Source organism: Pyrinomonadaceae bacterium (genome assembly GCA_036277115.1).
GTDB lineage: Bacteria > Acidobacteriota > Blastocatellia > Pyrinomonadales > Pyrinomonadaceae > UBA11740.
Window position 1 is genome coordinate 121,936 of sequence record DASUNM010000015.1, and the last position, 22,380, is coordinate 144,315.

Below are 22,380 nucleotides of genomic sequence, written 5' to 3' on the forward strand. Positions count from 1 at the left end.
TCACTTAATCCGACGGCCCAATCCGCAAGTAGGCCTTCGCGACCACTTGATCCTTTGCTGTCGAGTTGTTCCACAGCCCAAGAAGCGCTGTCTCAAGATTGAATGTCCGGTTAGCAGTTTCCGGCGTTGTATCGAGATCGGTAGACCAACTCTTGATCCATTCCGGCGTACCTTGGTTGAGATTGACGCGACCCTCTACGCTGTAGAACCGCCAGGAAGGTTCTCCTGTTCCCGGTGGATACGACGCGGTCGCCTCCAAAACGAGATTGCCACCTTCAAGATGCGCGCCGGTTATGTTGAGCTCGGGAAATCTCGCGCCCGATTTACTGTCACTTGGGGGGTGGATTGGCTTGAGTTCCCATTTGATCAACCGGACAAGTTCCTGTTCATTGCCCGCATCGAGAGCATGAGAAGACCAGGGCACTTTTACTTGAATCGTAAACGGCTTCGGTCCGGACCGCTCGGTATCAACATCCACTTGCATCGTGAATCTCTGCGGCGGGCCGCCCTGGTTTTTCGCCTTGTGGAGCGCCCCTCGTGATTCTTTGGGAACGGAAATTTCGAACTGGGCCGCAGCGTCCGTGTATGGGAAAGATAAATTCAACTCTCGGATGCAATCTAAGCAGTTGTCTATCAATGGACGTAGACGCTCTTTGAGGGATCGCACCAGCGAATCAAGCGCAACCTGATCGGGCGAGAAGATGTAAAGGAAGAAGGGGCGGAAGGAGGATGGATTGTTGTTCCTGGTCTCGTACGGGATGGCGGCGCCGCTCACTTCTGAATACACCTTGCCGCGAAAATCTGCGCGAACGCCCAGCACGCATCCACCCCAACCCGCCTTCAGTAACTCCGCAATCTTTTGCCTGACGCAAAATTGATCGGAGCCGGCGTTACAGTTTTGGTTCGTATCTCCTTTTTTGGTGGATTGCACGCCGTCAGTAACCAGGATTTGGAACCGAGCTGGCGGCGGCGGCTCCGCGGAATCGGTGCCGTTGCTTCGAGTTGGAGTTGCCGCCTGCTTTGAACCAGTGCCGTTGGGCTGGTAGCCGACTTTGAATGCGCTGATGGCGCCCGACAGGTTTGTTTCACCGGCACGATAAACGGAAGGGTCTTGCGAGGCAGTAGTCAGATCCATATCGGGAAGCGGCGGCCCAATTGCGGAGCCTACTCGGCGGACGGAGACGCGCACGTCAGGACCCGCGAAAGTTCCAGTGGCAAAACGAAGCTCTCGCAATGTCTTGCCGAAAATTGTCTGGCCGTCGCGTGACACGTAGCCGGCCATGCTCCCGCTTTCATCCAGATAGACAATGAGTTCGTTAGTAGTCGCGATCGATGGCGACGGCGGAAGAGATGTCGCCGGCTTGTTCTTCACCTCAGGCGGCCATTCCGGCGCTGGAGTGCCACATCCTGTAAACAAAACCAAACCGCTTAGAACCAGCACGTGCCACGAGACGCTCAAGAGTCGGGTTCGCGCATTGATAGCTTGGGTGTGTTTGTAGTGTCTAGTCATCGGCTACCACTTCGGTCGTAATGCTCGGTACTCCCTACTGCGCAGTTGCGTGAGCGGCGAGGGGGGTTCGTCCGGCAAATGGCAGAGACATCGCGGCCGCCCGCTCCTCGTTGCTGAGGAATGGAGACGTGTGGACAGCAGCGTCCGCGTGGGACATCAACAGTTGTCCCTGCGCAGAAATGAGGACGCCCAGGAGAAAGAACAAGCCGCCGACAAGAACTCCAACCGCCACGCCGATCATGAGGCAAAAAGAAGAAGACGACTCCAGCCGCGGACTGACTGGCCGGACTCGGTCCGAAAGGTGCAGACGACTGGCTGCTTGAGCTGGCAGCAGCGCCAACGATGAACCAAAACATGAAAATGACTGCGCCCAGAATGACGCCAACGACTTTGACGGTCATGCCCAATCCGGTCATAACGCGCGCCGCTCGGTAAAGATCTAAATACCGGTGGACCAGAGCACTGCCTGGCCTTTCACTGTTTGTGTTGCCCGATGTCGTAGCGGCGTATGTGGAATCCATATGTCCTCCGTAACGTTGGGTTTCAGTTAAGCTCGTCGCCCGCTTAGTCGAGTAACAAAAGATCGTCGATGCCGGACTACGGACTAGCGGGCGGAACGAGCACGGCTCGGGGCACCGTCATTTTTATCGACAACACTTCTTTCACTCGAGTAACACTCACGTTCTGCAGCGCTCGCAGCGCCTGCTCGTCGCGGTTGTTCGTTGCGGCCAGGGTTGAAAAGCGTTTCATCAAATTCAATGAACCGGTCACAACGGCTGCTGCCTGTTCGTCGCGCATCAAAACGCACATTTCCGCTGGGTACTCCTGATTTGTGCCGCGGCTCAGGTTCAGGCCAAAGCCTCGTGCGACGTTGATTTGCTTCAAAAGACTTCCGACGCCGCCCAGATCAAACAGCGACAGAGCGAGCGAGGTCGCTGTCAAAGCCGCATCCGCCATGTCCAGGCTGCCTTGCGGAATTACTAGAAAAGCTCGGACGGAGCTGTTCCGCGCTGTCATGCCTGCCGCAATTTGTTTGTAGGGAGATGAGGAAATAAATCTTTGTTGCGAGTCACCAAGCGCTCGGAAAACTGCGGCGGCGGCTTCACGACTTCCGGCAAAGACGGTGCCCGTTTGCGGCAGGGCGACATAGTCCTTGCCGTTCGTATAGACAGGATGCCCGTCGACGCGCTGCTCTTGCCAGCCTCTCCCCTTTAGACTTGCTATCTCTTGTTTTCGATTGAACGAACCATGCACTAACAGCCCGGCCGTCGCCTGGGTGTTAATGCCACTAAAGACAACGGCGGTCTTGACTTCTTCGCTACTCAAAACGAGCTGCTGAAGGATCCCTTCAAACTGATCTCCTTTGAAAAGCTGTTTCAAGTCGTTGTCGTTTCGCACCGTCGCCCAATCGATAATCACAACAGCACAGCTATCAATCGGCACTAGATCAAGGACGCTCGATTGGCGGCGACTGCATGCGCACATCGACAACAGCAGCAGAGTGCTACACAACAAACCACATAGCTGCAACGCCGGTTTTCGCGCCTGCTTGAACACATGAGCAGCGATGCTTTCCTTGCACGACGGACCGCTTAGAGAATCCAATCTCATGTGGTTGAATGCCTGCCTGAACCGCAATCCGCTCTTGCTTCGTCGGCTATAGTTCATTTCGGGGACTCCTGCGTAACCAACAACTTGTTTTCACTTGCGCGATTGCCGTCGCTGACGCGAGAGCATTCAAAATGGACCTTCCGATACTCCACCGGCGTCATGCCGTAGGCGGCCTTGAAGCTTTTAGTAAATTGGCTGGGATTCGGAATGCCTACAGCCGCACCAATCTGCTGAATCGAAAGAAAGCTGGTTTCCAATTGATCTTTCGCCTTTTGCAAACGCACCAGCGTCAGATACCGCTGTGGAGACACTCCCGTCTCAGCCTTAAAAAGGTGAGCCAGGCGCCACGGAGAAAGATTTACCTCGGCACTCATGTCTCGTAATCCCAACTTGCGCTGGAATGAGCTTTCCAAGAACACGCGCACAATCTGCACTCTTCGGTCTCGTCCCTTCGCCGCCAAAACTTTGGCGCGATTCTGTTCAGAGTTCTCAACATTTTTGTCGCGCTTGTTCGACATAATTCAACTTTCACCCGCCAGTTCGCGATTGTTGGGGTGGGAGTTCCCAACTGAACGCGAAACCCTCAAAGGTCGCGGGGTGAGAAACATTGAAATCTTCGCAGGGCAAAGCTGCCCCTCATGATTTCCTGTCGCTGTCGCAGTTTCCCGCGCAAGCCAAGCAACACGCGTGACGTTCAGTCGACGCGTCATTTAGTTTTTCAAGTTCAGCGGGATGATCCGAATTGCAAGTTGGGTCGGGGGATCACCAACGCAGACACAACTGAGAACTGAAGTGGACATTTAATGTTAAAGAAGAATGCATGCAACCACTTTTCGTTATAAGATCCTGCTAATAGTTTCGGTTTCTGCTATTACTTGGCTCATCTTGCTACCAGGATCGTTCAGCGTCGTGATAAGCGGCGTTCGACAGTTGTTTTCGGTATTGGCCAGGCGTGAATCCGACAACGCTCTTGAAGCACGCGACGAACCTGGTGACACTAGAAAAGCCTACGGCCGCCGCGATCTCTTTCACCGACAGGAAACTTGTCTCCAACTGCCTCTTTGCTTTTGCCAGCCGAAGTCGCGTCAGGTATTGCTGCATCGAGAGATTCATTTCACTCTTAAACAGGTGAGCCAGACGACTGGGGGACAGGTTTACTGCCTGCGCAATCTCAGGGAGCGCAATTTGTTTGTTCCAATTGCTTTCGAGCAACATCACGACGGTTTGAACTCGTCGATCAGTGGGCTTACGAATCGCCGGATTAAAAAGCTTGTCCTGCGCAAACCCGTTGCTTTTGAGACCAACGGTGGGCCGGGTGATCTTGCTAACCGGCTGCTTAGTAAGTGACTCGGAATACATGATCGAGTGAAAACTTCGCACTAGCCATGGTGCCTGCGTAGCTAAGCCGGATTCTCTCCGAGCAATTAGCCCGGGCGGGCCAGCGGCTAGTCATGGAATTTCAGTGATAATGGAAAACGTTGAAAAACGTTACTGGAGGAGTTCAGAAAAGGCGTGGAGAAGCCATTAGCAGCGCGTCAGACACACAGGCAGGACAGAATGAGAGGTGGTGTACGTCTCTCCCCAAAGTTTGCTGTCCTCAATGGATCGAGACAAACGTGTATTCATCAACCGGTCCCGCCGAACCATCCTTTGCAAAGCTGCTCAGTGTAATTTGGTACTGACCGCGAGCTAATAATTCTTTCCGCAGTCTCAGCTTTATGACGCGGCCACCGGATGTCTTGTGAAGCTGAAGGTTGGGAACCTTGTATGTCTCGCCGGTCGAAACCCTGCGGAATACCGCGTGGTAAGTGTCATAGTCACGCGCATGGAGCCAAGAAAGCTGAAGCTCGACAATCTTGGAATTAGGGTCAGCGGCCACTTCGCCTGGCCCGCTCCCACTTCGCAGAGTTCCCGGCGAGAGGACGACGGCAGGCATCCCCGGCGGATTGTTACGAAGTTCCGACGGCGAATTGAGTTGCGCAAGCTGCTGTTCAATAGAATTCAGTCGCCCGCGTTCCTGTGCTCTGCGGTTGTTGAAGTCGATCAGCCAGATCGCAACAATTCCAAGTACGATCGCCAAGGCCGTTGCCGGAATCAAAAATGGACGCCTTCGGCGCCATAGCGACGAAACAAAACTGCCTAACCGCTGAACCTCTAACGCTGGTTTTTTATTAGCCACTGACTGTGTCGCAGCACGTCGTTGTATTACCTCGGCAATCTCCAGTTTGCGGCGCAGTGCTGAGGTGTTCGCATACTGCGCTAGAAACCTCTCCGTATCCGTGGCCGAGAGGCTGCCTTCAAGGTAAGCCTCCATTAAATCCTCTTCCGCAAGGAGGACGGTTTGCTTGACCTCAGGGTAGACGATGATTAGTTCGTCGATTCTCTCCCGTTCTGAGTCATCAACGTTGCCCAGCAAATATTGCCTGGCAATCGTTTCATTCACTTGAGGTTCGCTCGTCATCGCTCTTTCAGCGGTCCGGTCTGTTGACAATGAATTTCGACGCAATACGTTTCATTTTTGATTGCGGCGCCGATCGAGACAAAGTTCAATGCACGCTTCCAGGTTACGGCGCATGCGGGACATCCTGACCCGCAACGTCTCGACAGAGATTCCGAGCTGTCGGGCCATTTCCGCTCGGTGGACGATCTTGGCGTGTTTTTCTTTTGAGTAGTAACTCAGTATCAACTCCCGCTTTCGCTCGGGCAGTTTCTGCAAGCAATCGTTTAAACACTCTTCTCGAAACTCGATGCTCGTGTCCTCCGTGTCCGGTGGCTCGTCTGCGACGTCGATGCCGTCGAACGGGACGTTGAGTTTCAGTTTCTTCTGATACTCCTTTATCAGGTTGTTGGCGACAGCATAACAATAGACCTTTGGATTACCCTCGAACTCGCGTTCCAACTGTGGTAGTCGCCGACAGACTCGATCGAAGACTTCATCGGCCATACCCTCAGGGTCCGCACATTTGCGCCATGCGAAAATCCTCGCGAGCGAATCTTGCAAATCGAGGTAGGTAAGACCCGCGGATTCAGGGTTCGGATCAAGCCAGGCAAGTAGATCATTGAAACGTTCAGGTGGTATATCCGACTTCCGTGGCATTGAGCGACTTTGTTGGCGGTAATCAAATGCCGGCAATGGCCATCATCATCTGGGAGAAGCGCGTCGCCTCCTCTTGTGGATCAAATGCAATCCAAACAAAAACAGCGGTAACGTTAGTACCAGAACAAAGGCGGCGTTCAAGTTGTGGAAGGTGGAGGGGTCCACAACATTGTCGGCGTATTCGCCTTGTAACACAAAGCCGGCCCAAAAATACGGAGCCTCCCACCCTTTCTGTCGCCTGACATGTTCTTTCGCTGACTTCAGCGCGGCAACCGGTTTCATGCCGTCCTGCAGCATCGATTTGTAGAAGCGCGACATCAGTGCCGCGGTGGCTCGATCGTCGACTTTCCACAAACTAGCTACCACCGTTTTGGAACCTGCCGACATGAAGCCATACGTCAGGCCCACTAAGCCTTCGCCTGTAATGTCCTTACCTAAAGCAGTGTCGCAAGCACTCAGGACGACGAGATCAGCCGAGCCGTTCAGGCTGTAAATGTCGCGCAGCGGCATGAATCCTTGCGCCTTGCTCCCATCTTTGTTGACCATCGAGAGAACAATCCCCGAAAGCTCGGGATGCTCATTGTTTATGAAGCTGTGCGTCGCAAAATGCACGATTTTGTAGTCAGCCGCCAACACGTTGATCGCAGTCTCGCGGCGGGCATCGAATCCCTGAATGGCGATCCCTTTTCCCCGGGGCGTCACCGCCAGGATTTCGTCAGCTTCTTTCGCAGAATGCAGCAAACGCATGAACCCACGGTAGCTGCCCGACCGAGTAGCAACAGCCACCGGGAGCAAAGGTGAGTTCACGGCGGAAGTAAGATCTATTGACCCAGAATTCGGGTTCTTCACGCGGTCGTCATCGCGGTTAAAAACAGGATCTGCCAGCACCGCAACTACTTTGTCAGACGCCGCTACGCGAGGGTGCTGGCGACGGATTGCGGCCAGCGTTGAAATAGATGGAAGCATAACTATTTCGTGTGCCGCCAGCAGCGGCGGAGGATCTCCTGAACCGCCAAAAGCCTGACTTGATGCTGCTCGCGTTACACGAGGATCTGGTAGCGCGTCGAACGGGATGTATTGCAAGACTCCCTCGGTTACCACGATGATCCGTTTGGCGCCAAGTTGTTCCGCAGCTGGTCCCAGCAACATCCGACTCAACTCGAGTCCCTCTTCCTGGTAGATCCGGTCGGAGGTAAACACGGTAGACGAATCCGTTGCCGCGCTGTTAGCGCCAATCACCTGTCGCTCGGTGACCAGCTTGTAGACTTCAAAGGCCTTCGTTTCCAAAACAGCGCGACGCGGTAACTCGTAGCTATGGAACGTTTTCTTAGTGACGGCCCAGAGATAACTGCGCTCATCGCCCAGCGAGAATTCGAGCAGTATCGAATCATCGTCAAGCAATTCTGTTTGAATTTGCGCGACCGTAAGCGGCTGTTGTTGGCTCAACGCGCCAAACCCAGGGGTTGGTTTCCTGATCTGCGCCTCAATATCCAGGTATTCAGATCGGAGCTCTTTTAGCTGCCGGCTGACTCCCTCGGATTCCCCGGCATCATGCTTCTTCATTGAAAGCTCCAACGCATACTGCCCCTGCGCCCTGATCAGCCCCAGCAATTCGCGCCTCCGTTCAAGTAGAGCGGGAGAGGCGTCGGAGGGAATATCGGCCTCGCTGTCGGCCATCCGATCTCTAAGAGAACGAGCGCGAGCACTATCGCTGACCGAAAATGCTCTGGCGGCAAAGTCGCAATTCGGATGAATTCGATCAAGCTGCATTAGGAGATCACTATGCAGGTCATACTGTTCTTGGACACCCGCAAAATACGACGTGCGAAACTCGGGACTCTTCACGTTAGACCGCAGATTCTCAATCGTGCTGATCGATCTCTCAATGGAGGAAAGCGCTTCGTAAAAGTTTCCCAACGCACGGTTCGCCCGGGCCAGGTTATACAGAGTAGATACCGAGATGGCCGGATCGCCGAGTCCCTCGCTGAGTGGAAGCGCCTGCTCAAAGGCGCGTAAAGCACGCCGCGGTTGTTTGAAGCGTAGCAAGACATCTCCGAGGTTGTTCAGCGTCGTCGCTTGTCCTCGTCGATCAGAAATGCCAGCGAAGGATTTTAGAAGCCTTTGATATAGGGCGGTGGTCTCTCTCTGGTTGCCCTGCGTCGCGTAAATCGTAGCCATATCATTGAGTGCATTTGCTTCGGTACGCCACTTCTTTGCCGCCCGGCTCAACTTCAAGCATTCGCGATAGTGCACCAGTGCTTGATCGAAATCTTTAATCACGCGATAGGTCCGCGCCACCTTGAACATGCTTGACGCGGCAATATCAACAAAGCCTGTGTTCTGAAGAATCGCCAAAGCCCTCTTATAACTTTCGAGCGCCATCGAGTAGTCTTTCAAAAACTCATAAGCCTGGCCCATTGCGTTCAGCGTGATAGCTTCACTTTGCCGGTCTCCAATCGCCCGGAAGATATCGCCCGCCTGACGATGCATCCCCATCGCCTGATCCGCTCTCTGTTTTTGCGAATGGTACAATCCAAGAGCAGTAAGACATAGACCTTCACCAGATTTGTCTGCAACCGCCTGGAATAGATTTAATGCTTCTGAAATTTCCGCGAAAGCTTTTTCCGAATCGCCTATGCTCGCAATATAACCTTTGAAGAGATGAGATCTGGCCTGGCCTCGACGATCGCTAACGTCGGTAGAGAGATTTAAGGCATGGTTAAAGTCTTCCAGCGATTTGACGAGGTCACCCTTCGCATAATTAATTTCACCCCGGCTAATCAGTGCCTCAGCACGGACATGACGGACGGTGGCAAACTGGGTGGAGGCATTAGACTGCGGGATGATATTTAGCGCCTTAGCCAAACACTCCTCAGCACGATCGCTATTCCCCAAAGCTGAATGCAGTCTTGCAATTTGCGTGAGTGCCCGAGCTTCTTCGATCGGCGTCTGCGTCTTCTTCGCATGCGTCGCTGCCTTTTCGAAGCGTTTCAGCGCCTCGTGATAATCGCCCAGGACGAAACACGTTTCACCTGCTCGCATCGAAGCGAACGCCGCTTGCCGCAACTGTTTTGAAGAAACGAGGAGGGCCGTCGCCGTGTCGTAACTTGCGAGCGCCTGGCGTAGCGAGTTCTCAGTCCACTCCAGCCTAAGAAAATCCCCTGTCGCAACGATCTGTTGGGCTGTGTTGAGTTTTCTGTCTTCAATCGTGGCTGGCCTGAGGGACTCAACTTTCAGTTGATATCGACGGCTGGCGCGATGCTCTCGCGAAATCACTTCGAGCCGGTAGGCTCCAGCTGCCGACGTTGGCAGCGCAATCTCCAAAACTTCGTAGCCGGTGCTGATCCTGTCCGCCACTCGCTGATTTAGTGGGTCGTAAACCGCCAACTCGAGCACAGCATCTTCCTTCTCAACGGACACGCGAAACAGTTGATCGGAAACGAGGGATATCTGGAAGAGGTCTTTCGAGCCGACACTAATCTCGCGAGTCACGGACTGACCGGTTGTCAGCGAGAGCAATCTCGCATCTGTCCTGGCGATCTCCGCGCGATTCCCGGTAGTCGTTAGCAGACAAAAAAATAACAACCCAGCCAGGTGTGAGACCACAAAAACAGCTTTACTGCGTGACGACATACAGTGAACCGGTGTCGTTGGTTGAATGGCTAGTGCGCAGCTCGCGTCACCGGGAGGCGAGTTGGAGCAACAGAGAAGTACCTCAAGTGGTTGTCCTTTTAACATGGATAAGCGGCAGATTCAATGAATTTGGCCGCCACTGAACAATATCGTTACCAGCAACAGGGTAGTCCTCTTTTGAGGACTACCCTGTTGCTATTTGCGGAAAGGCAGACGTCTCAGCGGCCGTCGCGAAAGCCATTACGGTTCAGCTTCCGTCCGGTCCGTTTGTCGCCTCCAGCGCGCCAATCTTCAATAATTCCGGCGCGTGTTCCCAGCGCTTTCGTCGCGAAGGTCTTACCATTCGTCGAACCTTGCTGTGTCGAGCCCGAGTTGCCGAACTGTCTTCGTGTTGCAATGTGTCGAACTAACATTTTCGTGTCTCCTTTAAAAAGTGTGAGTGGCGCAGTCACTCACATAGCCCCTCAGCCGGGTGTAATCTCGTTCACACGAACTTACACCTGCGTCCCGGCATCGTCCCAGTTTCAAACATAAGCGGATCATTCTTTCGCTAAGTTATTCACGACTAAGTCGAAGCTCTCTGTCCTCACGACTCGTAACAAGTGGACGGTAGCTGTTGCGGAAGCCGGCAATAAGCTCACTGACGAGCGCTCTTTCCCTCTGCGCCGGGCTGCGTCGCGCCTGGCTTCGCCGAGTCTTCGTTTCGTCTTCGAAGCCGGCAGTGGCCGTTCTTGCAGCGACGCTTTTGAAGATCGTCGACTTACGATCACTTCGGTTCGCACCGAGTTCACCACTTCAATCCGTCGCTCGCCGGAATGTGAGCCGTCGCTGGCGCGCGTCTGGCGCAATGCACCGACAAGACTGGTTGATGGCAAGAAGATCGGATCATCGCGGAGCAACTCTCCGCGACGGCCGGTAATGCAACGGTCCTCTGACGATGTCCGGCTGGTAGTTTGGCGTTCAGAATGCCTGCGCTTCCCGCGGGCTCTTGTCTTCGGAAATGAATCGCCGCTGCGCAGATCCGGGCGCTTAAACAACTCGAGTCCACTCGATCTTGGGATCTTGAGAACAGCAAGTTCCGCTTTTGCCGACTGGAATGCTTCCGAAACCGATTTGCCAAAACCCAGAGAGCGGTAGAATGCGCCGGCAAAAGCTACGCCGCCTTTATCTCCGATCATCTTTCCGGTACCGACAGAATAATCGATCACCTGACAAAGAGACTGTGCCTGGGTTCTGGTAAAGCAAGCGTTCAGAAAGACGAGCTTTACGTGGCTTCGGTAGAGTGCGAACAATTCGACCAGACCAGCGGGATCGACTTCCTTGCCTCGACCACGACTACCACCAAGAATTATTTTGTGTCGCTTGCTCCCATGTGCACTGAAGTGAACAATATGTGGTCGGTGCATCAGCAGCAGACGCTGAAGATCGATTACTCTTGTAGCCGCGTGTTTTAGCAACTCGAACTTATCTCGATATGATCCCTGCTGAAGTTTTTCAGAGATCTCCCGCGCTTCCTCATCCACCAGTATTCGACTGGTTGTCCATGGATTTGCTGATAAGAAAAGTATCCGAGTTTTTTGCGCCATCCTGCTGTCCTCACTTTGATCTCTGGTTCAGTCCACTGCTCGTCATGCCGCTTCGAGCATGATTCGCTTGCGTTTCGTGTTTTGATCGCGTCGCCTCAATCGGCCAGTTTTTTACTCCTCATTTAGCATGGCGTAGGAATCGCTGAGATTCCTTCACCGATTGCCAATTTATTTTCCGCCGCACTGTCCGACTCTCATCTGACGGCCTTACGCTACAGAACTCATTAAGCTAGAATGAGCGGCTCGTGGCCCTACGTTCCACCTTTAGCAGCAACGTTCAAATAAGTCCTTTGGATCCGATTAGGGTTTTATGAGGAAGGCTTGATGTTAGCTAAACAAAACCAAGTCAGTCGTTTGTACGAATTCGGCCCGTTTGTCCTAAACCCCGATGAGTACCTGCTTGTCACCAATGGCACTCCCATTTCCCTGCCGCCCAGAGCCTTCGACCTGCTTTTAGTACTCGTCGAGAATCAGGGATCTTTGGTGACGAAGGACAATCTGCTCAAAGTCGTCTGGCAAGATGTGTCCGTCGAGGAAGGAAACATTCCTTACAACGTATCGCTCGTGAGGAAAGCTCTTGGTGACAACGCCGCTGCGCCTCGCTACGTGGCAACTGTTTCGAAGCTGGGCTACCGATTTATCTCGCCGGTTAAAGAAGTAACCGAATCCCCAACCGACTCGGCAGCGACGAAAATTGAGATTGAGAATAACGTCAGTTATTCACAACCATCGACGCTCGATCCGACCAGCCGGCTGCTTTCGTCGCCCTTAAGAAATCATGTTTGGCACTTATTGGCAGCGTGTGTTTTGTATGCACTCTATTACTCGGTCGCTTTCATGCTGGAGGTCGCATATGAGTATGAGACCTACGGAATACGGGCCTTGAGGATCACGCCGCTAATCTTTTTGTGGGTGATGGGAACATCTTTGATAGGTTTGGTTGGAGGATTAAGACGGACGTCAAGAGGCTCAGCATCGGGGAGTCTATTTTCTTTGTCGGTCTTCATCGGCGCGGGCTTGACGCTCTACCTGGTTTCGGGACTGTTCCTGCCAAACCATGCGATAACCAAAGCATTATTTCAGACCTATCCGGCACAAGGAGCGTTTTTAAAGAGTGTCTATTATGTGCTGCCCCTGGTTGTGCTGTTTGTGGTGCTGCCATTTCATCTCATCGTGGCGAAGGAGTCTGAGTTGCTGAATGGAACGTGGCGGGCCGGGTTGGAAGGGCATCGTTACGCCAGTCCTGGCGGCGTTTATCTCAAAACCTGGTGGCTGGCGGGAATCTTACTTGGCACATTCTGCGTCGCCCTGTTAGGTACAGCTCATTTATTTGAAAACCTGCGTTCCAACCCTAACAGCGGTCTGTTCATTCAATTAGCGCAATGGCGATTCCTTCTTTATTTTCTCCTCGGATTGGAGTGCATCCTCTGGTACCAAAAAGCGCAGTGACAGACTGGCCCCCACCTTCAGAGAGGGCCGGAGACGTTAGTTGGGTCGAACTAGATTTGGCGAGTTTCTGACGCGATAGAATTGCTGGTCTAATTTTATTTCGTGCCGTCTAAGAACGATATTTAGCGACTTAAGTGGCTGTTTCCCACTAGTTTCGGTTAACAGGTCGCCAATCCCCGACTCCGATGAAACTTGCCCAGAAGAACGGATGCTCACGTCCCACCGTTCTCATCAACGCAAGTTCGGCATTCCGCAATGCCTCGCCTCTTCCCTCTCCTCTTTGCAGGCGCGTATAAAAGTCAACCAACAGCTCGCGGGTCGCTTTATCATCCACCTGCCACAGACTAATCATTTGGCTCTCCACGCCTGCGAGCACGAGCGCCCGCCGCAAACCAAAGACACCATCGCCGATCTTTACGTCGCCGATTCCAGTTTCGCAAGCGGACAGCACGACTAGTTGCGTGCCTCTAAGATCCAGTGCCGCTGTCTCCAGAGCCGAGAGAACACCATCCTCTCCCGGGCCGCTGCTACGTCTCGCCACCCCCGCCAGAATGAGGCCCGATCGCAACAGGGGGGTTTTCCAAAGACAGGTCGCTGCGCTCGCGAACAAGTCCACGCTCGCCTGGTTTCGTACTCTTTTGATCTTCAAGGAAAAAACCGTGCGTAGCTATGTGCAAAATGCGCGGCCTGATGGCCCTTTTCACAAAACGCTCAGTCGCCTCGGCTCCAGTCAAAACTTCTGCATCAGTCAGAACAGCAGCGATTTCCTTCGCCTCAAGTGCACTACCCGGCAACGGTGAATATTTGATTTTCGTGAAATCGATTGCGCGTTCCATAAGTGCCGAGGAATCCTGAGGGCCAGGGTCGTCATTTCCAACGCCCTCAAAGAGAGGATTTGCAATCACAAGCGGCCGGTTGAGAGTCTGGCCCGGCGACAGCGACCGCAACAGATCTCGGCCACTGGTCAGGTAAGTGATCAAATACTTCTCGATCAAATAATGGTTCTGTTCATCGACCAGCGCGCTAAAAGGAATCAGGCTAAGGCCTCCATCGGGCGATAGGAGGATGTGGCCCGAGTCTCCTAATAGAGTGCGAATCGGTTGCATGACTTGCTCATACAAGGCGCGGCCAACCTCTTTTGAGTTGCGGCTAGTGCGATCTTGAAGGGCCGCGCGAAATTGGCTGACCTGTTTGTCTATGACACGTGCATCCCCCAGTTCCACCCACGATGCATGCCCCTCGCGGCGAAGCACAAACGCAACGTATCGCGCATCGCCGAACTTCTTAGCCTGAGTCGTGGCTTTCGGGTCGAATGGTCGATAGCTAAAGATTTCGACCAGCGCTGCGCCCGGCGGTATCGCGGTTACCAGATGTTCCAGGGTTACCGGCCGTAATTGCTACCGGAACTCATCGCTATGAGCTGCGATGTTTCCTTCCAGCTCATCGACTCGCTTTTCCAGTGTTGACGCGTAGGCTTGCCGGTCTTCATCACCGGCGCGGTTAGGGTCGAGCATGATGTTCGCTAGCTGCCCCTTGGCCACTGACAACTCATCCAGCAGCGCGACGTCCTGAGGGCCTGCGCGCCGGCGCAACTTTTCAATCTGGCCGCTTAGCACGTCGAGCGCTCGTCCCTTGCGCCGCAGTACTGACGTTAGAGCAAGCTCGACGATCTCCTTATTACCCGGCCCCGCCTGGACCATCAGGGACACAATAGCGTCGGTTTCTTGGGACAGCGTTGCGACATAGAGGCGCTTCTGTCGCTCAGAGCCCGTAGCTACGACTAATCGCAGCGTCCTCTCGCGTATGTTGAAGACGCGCACGAGAAGGCTCACGGCATAATTGAACTCACCTCTGGCTTCGTAAATCTTTGAGAGATTTATTAGCGGGGAAACGGCATAAACCGAGTTCTTTCCGTAACGCCTTTCGTAAATCGCCAAGGCGCGTTCCAGCAGCGGTTGCGCCGTCGCGTTATGACCCAGCTCCATGTGAAGCAGTCCAAGATTGTTGAGAGACGTCGCAGTCGAAATAGCGTCGCTACCCAGGGCCTTTTCCGTTATGGTGAGCGCACTTTCATAAAATGGTCGGGCCAGTTTGAAGTCACCCTCCTCTTCATAGACTCTGGCTAAACCGCTTAGCGAGGCTGCCAACAAGTGCCGGTTGGACGCCCCGCCGAGTCCTTCTGTCAGGGAAATTGCTCGTCTGAAATACGTCTTCGCAGCCCGGTAATCCATTTTCTTCACATAGACAAAACCCAGACTGTTGAGCGCCGTAGCCAGATTCATATCTTCGCGTGGGAGTCTCTCGGCGATGGTTATCGCGCGCCGCAGCAACTGTTCGGCTTGCTCATCGTCACCTCTCTCACTGTAGAAACCCGCGAGGCTGTTCAGGATGCTGGCGACGTCAGGGCTTGATGGATCGGCAGAAGGGCTTTCAGCTACGTTAAGCGCCCTTTTGTAGAATTGCTCCGTGCGAACATAGTCGCCCATCAAACGATATAAGCCGGCAAGATTGACAAGACACAAAACTACAATTCGGTGAGTAGGCCCAAGTCTGCGTTCGGCAATAGCAAGCGATCGCTTATACCGCAATTCAGCTAGGTGATAGTTACCTACCTGTCGATGGAAGCCCGCAAGATTGTTCAGCAATCGGGCAACTGCAATATCGTCCGTGCCAAACATTCTCTCCAGTAGGAACACAAGACGTTCAGCCCGCGGAATTGCCTCCGCATATTTCCCTTCCTTCGACAGCAGCTCGATTTCCTGGTTCAGGCGTCTGGCTTCGGACAACTGTTGCGATTGTGGTTGGGCGAAGGCACTTTTCACCTGGGCTGATGACTGTGCCAAGGCAATAACTACAAGGAATAATGGCAGAGCGGGCGGAAATTCAGGCTTGAGTAATCGGTGGCGAGAAAGGCGGAATTGCCGGCAACGTGAAGCCGAGCCGTCGATTTCGAATCGCGTGGACCGAGTCGCGATAAGCGAATCACTTCCCATAGCTCAACCGTACGTTCACCAGCATGGCCTTTGTATTCGTCGCCGAGACGCGATAGATCGTCTGCGGACCGGGATCGTCCCGGGTTAGTTGTCGGGTCTTCTTCGCGGCGGCTTGTTTTTCCTCTTGCGTCCAGGCCTGGCCAACTCCCCCCTCCATTTCGTAACGCTCGCTCACGCCGCCCCACAATTTTTCCCATCGGCTAAGTTCCCCCGATTCGATATGCAACGGTTTGTCAGACAGCGGGAGATCGAGTGGAGTGGCGGTGACTATGAAGGTCAGCAACTCGCCGACCTGGTTGTGGCGCGTGATCCGGGCGGTGAAATGGTTCGGGTCTTCTTCCTGGCCAGGAATATCAATAAGACTTCCCGGAACCAGTTTGTTGTCAGCCTCAGCCCACGGAAAGATTAGCATCGCCTCGCCAGTTGAGCCGTCGGCCAAAACGTCTCGGTCGACTACATAGAGGTATCCGCCCCGCGGGGACTCAACGCTGATACGAATGTAATCGCCCTCTCGAAATGTGCCGTCGCTTTGGACTCGTTCGGCAGCCCAAAGCGATCCTTTACTCTTTTCCCGGATGAGAGCGCGTCGGCCAGAATCACCCGTCCTCGCCGGTCGCAACCGCCAGATCGTAATTCCTAGCTCCTCGAAATTCGCGGGCGGAGGCCGTGAGCCAGCGGCGGGATTCGAAACGAGCCGGTAAGTGGGACGTCTGACTTGCCCACGTGATCTTCCCTTGCGGCGCGGGTCGACTTCTCTGCGGCTCTTGATGAAGTCGTCAGAAACAATTTTCCGTTGCGGGTCCTGGCTCGGGCTGACATACCCTTCGACTCGTAAGCCTGCAATGCTCGCGAGCGAGAGCAACAAGATCACGAACCATTTCACATGTAAGGGTGGTTTCATAGTTGGCCTCGTAAGTCATTGATGTTCCAACTCCACAAGTTTGACCAGTAAATTTCCGCTGGCCCAAACACTGGTTCGTTGTTTGGCTGTGTCCTTAGTGGTTTTCGGTTCAGGTGTCGAGTTTTCAGACAGAAAATCTCTCAGCGTCTTCACAATAGATGTATCGGTGACTGCGCCTTCCGGGCTCTTAAAGGCGTCGAGGGCTGCGACTTCCAGCGGCACGACCTTAGCCTGCGACCACACAATCCATAAACGTTCTTTTCCCTTTTCGCCGGTAAAGGTGTTCCAATTTGTTTGGAAGTCCTGATTTTGTTCCAACCGGGCGGTCCCATCATTCGCCGCCTTTGTAGGAAAAATAATATTAAAGACCTCTTGTTCAGGTGGGCCTTGACTAAAGACATAGAGATGTCCAGCCTGTCGCTTGAAAACGTTGAGACGGAATTTATCGCCGCTTTCGAAAACGTTCGGTTCTGCTGATTCAAAAGGCTCCTGGTACAGCTGTCCGCCGCGCATCTTTTGTACGGTGAATGAGTAACTCAACGTTCGATACGGCGACGAACGAGTATTCGTCGCGGTCCCGAACCCGGGTCGCCAAATCAGCCAGTACACTCCGGTCACCATTGCCAGGAGCAGAACGGCAGCGGTCGCAATCATAAACCGCTCTCTTAGTCGTAGTTTTCTGCCGACGACTGGGTGCGCCGGAGCATTTGCCAGTAACGCGCTGGACAATCGGTTGCCGAATTCACCCGCGTGGTAACGGGCCCCCGGGTCAAATGACAAACCGTTGAGGATGATCGCTTCCGCTTCTTCGGACAACTTGGGCCGCAAGGCTGTCGGTTTGGCCCTGATTCCCTGGCGCTGCAGTTCCCACAAATCAGCCGGCGTTTCAAACACGAATGGCCGTCGGCCGGTCAACAATTCATAAGCGACCACGGCAAACGAATAAACGTCGCTCGGCGCCGACACCCTGTCACCGTGCAATTGCTCAGGAGACATGTAGGCTACCGTCCCCATCGTGACTGAGTCCTCAATATTGGTGGGACCCATCAACGACGCTTTGACTTTCGCAATGCCGAAATCCACAACTTTCACCTGCTCTTCGTTGGCTCCGAGGTCCTGGAGCATGATGTTTTCCGGCTTCAGATCGCGGTGATAAATCTCGTTGCGGTGGACGGCATTGAGCGCGGAGCCAATGCCTCTGATGATGAACGCCGCGCGTTCGAACGGAAGACCCTGGGGCTTTTCGTTAATCAAGTTGCGCAGAGAAGCGCCGGCCACATACTCCATCACCAGGTAAGGTTTCTTATCCGGCAACTCACCGGCACCCAAAATGGTTACCACGCCGGGATGAACAACATGGGCGAGAGCCCTTTTCTCCTCCTTGAATTTCCGAACGATCTCTGCGTTACGCAGTGATTCGTCCAGCAGGACTTTCAACACCACGCGCTTCGGATCAAGCGTAAGGTCGCGCGCCAGATACACGCGGGCCATGCCACCTTTAGCGAGACGTCTCTCGACCACGTATCGATCATCAATAGTCGAACCGATTAGTTCATCATTCGAGTCAGAAATATCCAATTCTGTGGGATCGTCCGTGCTCAGAATCCTGAGACCGAGTCTGAAGATCGGCGCTTCGAGAAATTGCGCAGACGAGTCAGCTTTCAGCAGCGAGCAAACCTGTTTTGTGAGAACCGGATCGAAGTCACACTCTCGCGCAACGAAATCGCATCGCTGGCCGGGAGGGATCGGCAAGGCTGAGTAATAAATCTCTTGAATGCGATCCCAAGTGTGAGGGTCCATTCAACTATCTCCGGTCATGGGAAGTTGATCGGCGAGCGAACTCGCGTTCGGGACTATTAGCGGTTCGGCGCGGCGACATCTTATACACGGCTAGTTCCGATGGCAATAGTGTTTTGGACAGCAGCTTGGCCATTCATTTTAGCGTAGCAGGATATTACTAGTCAGAGACTGAGCCCCATAAATCAAACACGAAATCACCGTTTTCTAAAACGTTCTGGATGTATAATCTGCCACCGGTTTAATGTGAAAGATCAAACACTCAACTCTCATGAAATAACTAAGTTGCTGCAAGCATGGAGCCAGGGCGATTCGGAAGCTCTCGCCAAGCTGATACCCCTGGTAGACCGTGAGCTGAAGAAAATTGCCCACGCCTATATGCGTAAAGAGAGACCCGGCCATATCCTGCAAACGACCGCACTGGTCGATGAGGCGCTTATCCGGTTAATACGGGCAGACAAGATCAATTGGGACAATCGAAAACACTTCTACGCGCTCATCGCCCGCCGCATGCGTCAAGTCCTGGTTGAATACGCCAGAAAGCAAATAACCAGGGGAGGTACTCGCGTGGCCCAGGTTGAGATCACAGAGGCTGATAAGTTGACGGACAAGGCATCGGAAGAATTGCTACTCCTGCATGAGGCGCTGATGAAGCTCGCGACTTTCGACGCGCGCAAAGCAACCGTTGTCGAGCAGCGTTACTTTGGAGGATTTACCTTCGGCGAAATAGCGAAGCTCATGGGAGTCTCAAAGACCACGGTTGAGCGCGAGTGGAATTTCGCACGCAGCTGGCTGAAAAATGAAATTCCGGCCTCGAAAACTTGAAAAGCACCGAGTCTGGAGGTTGATCTAAGAGTCCGCCCCTTTCGCAGAACCATACGGGCGATGTGAATCCAACTCACCATCGGGCGCAAAGAAAAGATCCTTTGTGCTGAGGAAATTTGCCATGAGTCCACCATCTCCCAGCAGGTCACTCACCCCGAACTGCTCAATTCCTTTCCGATACCTTTTTCTATTGGTAACTTTCTTTCTGTTACTCGGCACACCGTCAGCACAACCGACGAAAGAGACCCCTGAAAATGCTTTTATCCGACTAGCGAACGAGGGGTTGCATCTGTTCGCCGCAGGCTCGCCGGCATCTCTAACAAAAGCCATTGAAAAGTTCGAATCGGCACGAGTAGCGCTTCGCCCCCTTAACCTGCCTGTCGGCGACGCTGTTATGTTGACGATGATTGGCGTCGCCTACAGCCAGGTCGGGCAAGATCAAAAGGCGATGGAAAAGTACATGGAGTCGCTGCCCCTCTATCGAATTGCCGGCGAGCAGAAAGGGGAGGCCAGCACCCTGCTTCATCTTGGGCTAATACATACCAAGTTAGGCGAAATGGAGAAAGGGCTGGACTATTTGGGCCAGGCTTTGGCGCTCTTTCACACCGCGGGCGAGCGGCAGGGTGAAGCGATGGCGCTAACTGTGATCGGAAGTCTTTATGTGCTTCTGGGAAAACCTGAGGAGTTGATCACTTATTACAGCAAGGTTCTCGCGATCTCCCGCTCCACCGCGCCGCGTGAGAGGGACACAACTGCTCTGCCTGCACTTGCCCCGCTCTTTAAGCTGATGGGTCAGAATGTAGTGGATCAGCCGGAGAAGGCGCGAGAGGGTCTTGAGCAACTTTTGTCATTGTCGCGCGCCTTCCGCATTCCTCGCGGACAGGCTCTTGCGCTTTTAGGGCTGGGCCTGGACCACAGTTTTGAACACGAAACTCAAAAAGCTCTTTCGTATTACGAGCAAGCTTTGCCTCTCTTTCAATCCGAGCATGATCGCCCCGGCGAGGGCGTTGCGCTCTTCGGGCTTTGCATGAGCTACATTAGTGCTCGTGATCATAAGAAGGGTTTTATCTATTGTGATCAGGCGCTTGCGCTCCATCGCGCCATTGGTGACCGCCATGCTGAATCACTCACACTGAAGCAAATCGCTATCGGAGAACGAGATCGTGGAGATCTCGCCGCCTCTTTGAGAGCGATCGAGTCTGCCATCGCGAATGTCGAGTCTATCCGAACAAAAGTAGTTAATCCGGAGCTTCGTCTCTCGTTTTTCGCCGGCGCACAGGATTACTACGAGTTCTACATCGACCTGCTAATGCGTCTGCACAAGCAGCATCCAAACGACGGCTACAACGCAAAGGCACTCCATGCGACCGAACGCGCGCGCGCGCGCTCCCTGCTTGACACGCTTAACGAAGCAAACGCCGACATACGCCAAGGCGTTGATGCTGCACTGTTACAGCGCGAACAGGAGACTCAGCGCCGGCTCAACGCGAAAGCCCAAACACAAATGAGCTTGGTGTCGCAAAAGCACTCAGAGGCACAAGCCAAGGCGATCGCCGAAGAAATCCAGGCGTTGATTAAGGATTTGCAGCAGGTCGAAACAGAGATCCGGCAAAACAGCCCGCAGTATGCTGCGCTGATGCAACCGCGCCCGCTCACTGTAAGGGAGATTCAGACGCAGGTACTGGATCAAGAGACTGTCTTGCTGGAGTATGCGCTGGGTGAGGAGCGTAGCTTTGTATGGGTTGTGACTTCAGCCGCGATCACCAGCCACGAGTTAGCCAAACGTTCTGATATTGAAAGTGCTGTCGCCCACTTTTACAATCTTTTGAACGCACGGAATGCAGACGTGAAAGGTGAGACGAAGGAACAGCGGGCGGTCCGAATCAGTAGGTCGGACGCCGCCATCCCCCTGGCTGCCGCATCGTTAAGCCGGATGGTGCTCGTTCCCGAAGTGGGACGCACGGGCAAGAAGCGATTGGTGGTTGTCGCTGACGGCGCGCTCCACTTTATTCCGTTTGCCGCGTTGCCGGTGGGGACCGACGGCCCTACCAGGGGGAATCAAAAAGGAACTGTCACAGAGCCGAGAAACTTGATAGCTGATCACGAGATCGTCAATCTGCCCTCCGCCTCAACACTGGCAGTGATCCGAGAGGAAGTCGCGGGACGTGAACGGGCGCCTAAAACTGTCGCGGTGCTGGCCGATCCAGTGTTTATGAAAACCGATGAGCGCGTTAAGACAGAGAAAAACAGGAGCCCACCGCCGCGCAATGAAAGCAAAAAAGACCGACAGCTTATCAAAGCTAAGGAAGATACAGGTTTATCCAGTGGATTGGACATTCCTCGTCTGCCCGGTACGCGTCGAGAAGCAGAGCAGATCGTGGCGATGGTTCCCGAAAATGAGCGGCGACTAGCGCTGGACTTTACCGCCAATCGGGAGGCGGCAACCAGCGCCGAGCTGGCCCAGTATCGCTACGTACATCTTTCCACCCACGGTCTTTTGAACAGCGTCCACCCAGAATTGTCCGGGTTAGTTTTCTCTCTGGTGAACGAACGTGGAGAACCCCAAGACGGCTTCTTGCTGGCGCATGAGATCTTCAATCTAAAGATTCCGGCCGAGGCGGTGGTTCTAAGTGCGTGCGAAACCGGCATTGGTAAAGACATTAAAGGGGAGGGGCTTGTGAGCCTAACACGCGGATTCATGTACGCCGGATCACCACGGGTGGTCGTAAGTCTTTGGGGTGTGAGCGACTCCGCAACGACTGAACTGATGGTGCGATTTTATCAAGGGATGTTAAAGGAAGGCCGGCCGCCCGCCGCGGCTCTTCGGGCTGCACAATTGTCCGTGATGAGCGACAAACGATGGGCGTCACCCTATTATTGGGCCCCATTTGTCTTGCAAGGGGAATGGCGATAAATCGAATTCAACTCTGTGACTTCAACCCTCAGTGACTACTCACTCGATGCCGTAATGCGCAAAA

17 protein-coding genes are annotated in these 22,380 nt (G+C 53.8%); 3 read left to right on the forward strand and 14 right to left on the reverse strand.

Annotated elements, in window-relative coordinates; all coding sequences use genetic code 11:
- Positions 1 to 4: 4 nt before the first annotated feature.
- From VFX97_03505 to VFX97_03545, 9 genes are all read right to left on the reverse strand, one after another.
- Positions 5 to 1,510, reverse strand: coding sequence for a hypothetical protein (locus tag VFX97_03505; GenBank protein ID HEX5702266.1), 1,506 nt, complete (start codon positions 1,508 to 1,510; stop codon positions 5 to 7).
- Between the two features lie 597 nt (positions 1,511 to 2,107).
- A complete protein-coding gene (locus VFX97_03510) occupies positions 2,108 to 3,178 on the reverse strand; it encodes a hypothetical protein (protein ID HEX5702267.1) in 1,071 nt (356 codons plus the stop codon).
- Positions 3,175 to 3,639, reverse strand: a complete 465-nt coding sequence (locus tag VFX97_03515; GenBank protein HEX5702268.1) for an AraC family transcriptional regulator — start codon at positions 3,637 to 3,639, stop codon at positions 3,175 to 3,177. The genes VFX97_03510 and VFX97_03515 overlap by 4 nt, the downstream gene beginning before the upstream one ends.
- Positions 3,640 to 4,009: 370 nt before the next feature.
- The gene (locus VFX97_03520; protein HEX5702269.1) at positions 4,010 to 4,480 is read right to left on the reverse strand and encodes an AraC family transcriptional regulator; all 471 of its coding nucleotides are present in this window, start codon (positions 4,478 to 4,480) and stop codon (positions 4,010 to 4,012) included.
- A 238-nt stretch (positions 4,481 to 4,718) separates the two neighbouring features.
- A complete protein-coding gene (locus VFX97_03525) occupies positions 4,719 to 5,582 on the reverse strand; it encodes a hypothetical protein (GenBank protein ID HEX5702270.1) in 864 nt (287 codons plus the stop codon).
- A gap of 51 nt (positions 5,583 to 5,633) precedes the next feature.
- A complete protein-coding gene (locus VFX97_03530) occupies positions 5,634 to 6,218 on the reverse strand; it encodes a sigma-70 family RNA polymerase sigma factor (GenBank protein HEX5702271.1) in 585 nt (194 codons plus the stop codon).
- A gap of 45 nt (positions 6,219 to 6,263) precedes the next feature.
- Positions 6,264 to 9,605 carry a CHAT domain-containing protein gene (locus tag VFX97_03535; protein HEX5702272.1) on the reverse strand — a complete coding sequence of 1,114 codons (3,342 nt, stop codon included), beginning with the start codon at positions 9,603 to 9,605 and terminating at the stop codon, positions 6,264 to 6,266.
- A gap of 464 nt (positions 9,606 to 10,069) precedes the next feature.
- A complete protein-coding gene (locus VFX97_03540) occupies positions 10,070 to 10,264 on the reverse strand; it encodes a hypothetical protein (protein HEX5702273.1) in 195 nt (64 codons plus the stop codon).
- A gap of 126 nt (positions 10,265 to 10,390) precedes the next feature.
- Positions 10,391 to 11,437, reverse strand: coding sequence for a CHAT domain-containing protein (locus VFX97_03545; protein ID HEX5702274.1), 1,047 nt, complete (start codon positions 11,435 to 11,437; stop codon positions 10,391 to 10,393).
- Between the two features lie 324 nt (positions 11,438 to 11,761).
- On the opposite strand from VFX97_03545, the gene VFX97_03550 reads away from it, so the two are divergent.
- Positions 11,762 to 12,886, forward strand: coding sequence for a transcriptional regulator (locus VFX97_03550; protein ID HEX5702275.1), 1,125 nt, complete (start codon positions 11,762 to 11,764; stop codon positions 12,884 to 12,886).
- A 148-nt stretch (positions 12,887 to 13,034) separates the two neighbouring features.
- On the opposite strand, the gene VFX97_03555 is transcribed toward VFX97_03550, so the two are convergent.
- The 5 genes from VFX97_03555 to VFX97_03575 all read right to left on the reverse strand — a co-directional run bounded on the left by VFX97_03555 (position 13,035) and on the right by VFX97_03575 (position 18,580).
- The gene (locus VFX97_03555; protein HEX5702276.1) at positions 13,035 to 13,502 is read right to left on the reverse strand and encodes a CHAT domain-containing protein; all 468 of its coding nucleotides are present in this window, start codon (positions 13,500 to 13,502) and stop codon (positions 13,035 to 13,037) included.
- Positions 13,414 to 14,139 (reverse strand): CHAT domain-containing protein, encoded by a 726-nt coding sequence (locus tag VFX97_03560; protein ID HEX5702277.1) that lies wholly within the window; start codon positions 14,137 to 14,139, stop codon positions 13,414 to 13,416. Before VFX97_03560 ends, VFX97_03555 begins: the two co-directional genes overlap by 89 nt.
- Before the next feature lie 144 nt (positions 14,140 to 14,283).
- Positions 14,284 to 15,729: a tetratricopeptide repeat protein gene (locus VFX97_03565; GenBank protein HEX5702278.1), complete on the reverse strand. Its 1,446-nt coding sequence runs from the start codon at positions 15,727 to 15,729 to the stop codon at positions 14,284 to 14,286.
- A gap of 139 nt (positions 15,730 to 15,868) precedes the next feature.
- Positions 15,869 to 16,780, reverse strand: coding sequence for a hypothetical protein (locus tag VFX97_03570; GenBank protein HEX5702279.1), 912 nt, complete (start codon positions 16,778 to 16,780; stop codon positions 15,869 to 15,871).
- A gap of 15 nt (positions 16,781 to 16,795) precedes the next feature.
- Positions 16,796 to 18,580, reverse strand: a complete 1,785-nt coding sequence (locus tag VFX97_03575) for a serine/threonine-protein kinase (GenBank protein HEX5702280.1) — start codon at positions 18,578 to 18,580, stop codon at positions 16,796 to 16,798.
- 243 nt (positions 18,581 to 18,823) lie between these two features.
- Here VFX97_03575 and VFX97_03580 point away from each other — a divergent pair, with 243 nt between their 5' ends.
- Together VFX97_03580 and VFX97_03585 are read left to right on the forward strand one after the other, a co-directional pair.
- On the forward strand, positions 18,824 to 19,402 hold the full coding sequence (locus VFX97_03580; protein HEX5702281.1) for an ECF-type sigma factor: 579 nt from the start codon (positions 18,824 to 18,826) through the stop codon (positions 19,400 to 19,402).
- Positions 19,403 to 19,592: 190 nt separating this feature from the next.
- Complete coding sequence (locus tag VFX97_03585) at positions 19,593 to 22,316, forward strand: CHAT domain-containing protein (protein HEX5702282.1); 2,724 nt, start codon at positions 19,593 to 19,595, stop codon at positions 22,314 to 22,316.
- The last annotated feature ends 64 nt before the right edge of the window (positions 22,317 to 22,380 follow it).

Excerpts from the sequence above, each read along its gene's own strand:
- VFX97_03505 (HEX5702266.1), bottom strand. The coding sequence starts at position 1,510 with ATGACTAGACACTACAAACACACCCAAGCTATCAATGCGCGAACCCGA.
- VFX97_03510 (HEX5702267.1), bottom strand. The coding sequence starts at position 3,178 with ATGAACTATAGCCGACGAAGCAAGAGCGGATTGCGGTTCAGGCAGGCA.
- VFX97_03515 (HEX5702268.1), bottom strand. The coding sequence starts at position 3,639 with ATGTCGAACAAGCGCGACAAAAATGTTGAGAACTCTGAACAGAATCGC.
- VFX97_03520 (HEX5702269.1), bottom strand. The coding sequence starts at position 4,480 with ATGTATTCCGAGTCACTTACTAAGCAGCCGGTTAGCAAGATCACCCGG.
- VFX97_03525 (HEX5702270.1), bottom strand. The coding sequence starts at position 5,582 with ATGACGAGCGAACCTCAAGTGAATGAAACGATTGCCAGGCAATATTTG.
- VFX97_03530 (HEX5702271.1), bottom strand. The coding sequence starts at position 6,218 with ATGCCACGGAAGTCGGATATACCACCTGAACGTTTCAATGATCTACTT.
- VFX97_03540 (HEX5702273.1), bottom strand. The coding sequence starts at position 10,264 with ATGTTAGTTCGACACATTGCAACACGAAGACAGTTCGGCAACTCGGGC.
- VFX97_03545 (HEX5702274.1), bottom strand. The coding sequence starts at position 11,437 with ATGGCGCAAAAAACTCGGATACTTTTCTTATCAGCAAATCCATGGACA.
- VFX97_03550 (HEX5702275.1), top strand. The coding sequence starts at position 11,762 with ATGTTAGCTAAACAAAACCAAGTCAGTCGTTTGTACGAATTCGGCCCG.
- VFX97_03570 (HEX5702279.1), bottom strand. The coding sequence starts at position 16,780 with ATGAAACCACCCTTACATGTGAAATGGTTCGTGATCTTGTTGCTCTCG.
- VFX97_03575 (HEX5702280.1), bottom strand. The coding sequence starts at position 18,580 with ATGGACCCTCACACTTGGGATCGCATTCAAGAGATTTATTACTCAGCC.